Genomic DNA, 1,876 nt, shown 5'->3' with positions numbered 1-1,876 from the left:
AGGCAAGTAGGCCACTGGAACCTCCCCAGTAGCCCCTCTCAGAACCGGACGTGAACCTCTCAGCTCATCCGGCTCCCATTATTCAGCCGTAGGCTTGATACCTATTTCCCAATGTTTAAATAGTTTTGGAATCTGTTTTGCAATTCTACCTAATAAGTATTCAGCTCTTTTCTTGTGACGAGCTAACCTTTTGTATTTCTTCCTTGCCCACAATATTAAGGCTTTATTGATGTGTCTTAATGTTGAGTACATTTCAGATTTGTAGAACTTGCCATAGTAATTAATCCACCCTATAATCTGTGAGTTAAACATATTTGATAGGTCCGTAAGGTCCTTTTCGGCTTTTAACTGTAGCTTCCAGTCCCTTACTTTTTGCCGAATTGATTTCTTAGACTTATTACTAATCGCTGGTGTAAAGTTAATAAAATGCTTTCCCCATCTGTTTTTGGAACGTCTTGGTCTGAACGTATATCCAAGAAAATCGAACGAAATATTTTCGTGGTTTTCTTTCCTATCTGCATCTTTACAATACACAATTCGTGTTTTGGTTGGATGTAGTTCCAGTTTACATTCCTTCATCCTTTTGTTAAGTAATATAAGCAATTCTGTTGCCTCAGCTTCTGATTCACAGTGGATAACTGCGTCATCTGCATATCTCGCAAAAGGATTATTTGTATGGTTTATAGTCATCCACTTATCAAATGTGTAATGAAGAAATAGATTTGCTAGAACTGGACTTATAACTCCACCTTGCGGTGTACCAGAAGTCCGTTCTACTGCCCCTTCTTTTGTTTGAAAAGGTGCCTTTAGCCATCTATTAATATAGAGTTTTACCCATTTATTACTTGTGTGCTTTTCCACTGCTTTCATTAGTAAACCGTGGTCAATGTTGTCGAATAGTCCTTTTATATCGAATTCTAGAACCCAGTTGTATTTCCAGCACCTTTTACGGGTTATCTCTAATGCTTGAATTGCACTTTTATTGGGTCTATAACCGTACGAATCCTTGTGAAAGAAAGGTTCCACCGAGGGTTCAAAGTACAACTTCACGACCATTTGTGCAATTCTATCTTCAACAGTTGGGATCCCTAGTGTCCTAGTACCGCCACCTTTCTTCGGTATTTCTACAGCTTTTACTGCTGGAGGAAAGTAGCTTCCTGAGGACATTCTGTTCCATAGTTTGTAGAGATTATCTTTTAGATTCATTTCGAATTCTTCAATCGACTCTTCATCAATACCAGCTGACCCTTTATTTGCTTTTACTCTTAGAAAGGCTTCATAAACTACCTTTTTGGATATCGCAAACGACTTTGTTTTATTCATAAGTTCCTCCCATTTAAATGGTTGACTTGGTCATAAAACTGAATAACATAACCCCTTTGCTCCTCCTCCGTTAGGAGGTTTCATTACTACTACGGGTTATTCCGCCCCTATACATGGCATTGGTACTCTGATTCTTGTGGTGCATCCACTTGAATTTCTCCCTTGGCATCCATGTCGTAGGTTCCCACGTTCCACACTCAAGCCTGTATTAAGTTCACGCCGCCTTTATACCGGTCACCGAACGGACAGTAAACAGGTTCCCCCCGAACTAATCCTGAGTTAACGACTCCCCCTCAGTTTTGATGACATCACTACGCTTTCGATACTTCCTCAGCGGTTCAATGGTTTTCGTCTCCTTAATACGTACCTGACAAAGTCTTGCTCTGCCTTTTCCTTAACGCTCAATACCATAGCTTTTGACTAAAGCACCTTAAGGTGGTTTGCAACCTCTACCTGTATAGCGATTGCGAGAGGCCTACTCTCATCTTAAGTGCAGCACAACTAGTTGATTGTGCCTTTCAGGCACACCTCGCTAGGTTTTTCGTGGCACACA

1 protein-coding gene is annotated in these 1,876 nt (G+C 40.6%); it reads right to left on the bottom strand.

Annotation, left to right across the window (positions count from 1 at the left end; translation table 11 throughout):
- Positions 1-78: 78 nt before the first annotated feature.
- Entirely contained in the window at positions 79-1,323 is a 1,245-nt protein-coding gene (gene ltrA, locus ACJ004_RS29970; RefSeq protein ID WP_410896722.1) for a group II intron reverse transcriptase/maturase, read from the bottom strand.
- Positions 1,324-1,876 lie beyond the last annotated feature (553 nt).

Source organism: Neobacillus sp. 204 (assembly GCF_046562815.1).
Taxonomy (GTDB): domain Bacteria; phylum Bacillota; class Bacilli; order Bacillales; family Cytobacillaceae; genus Neobacillus.
Note: the sequence above shows the minus strand (reverse complement) of the source record. Positions and strands in the feature narration are given on the sequence as shown.

Coding starts and splice junctions, on each gene's coding strand:
- ltrA (WP_410896722.1), bottom strand. CDS start 1,323: ATGAATAAAACAAAGTCGTTTGCGATATCCAAAAAGGTAGTTTATGAA.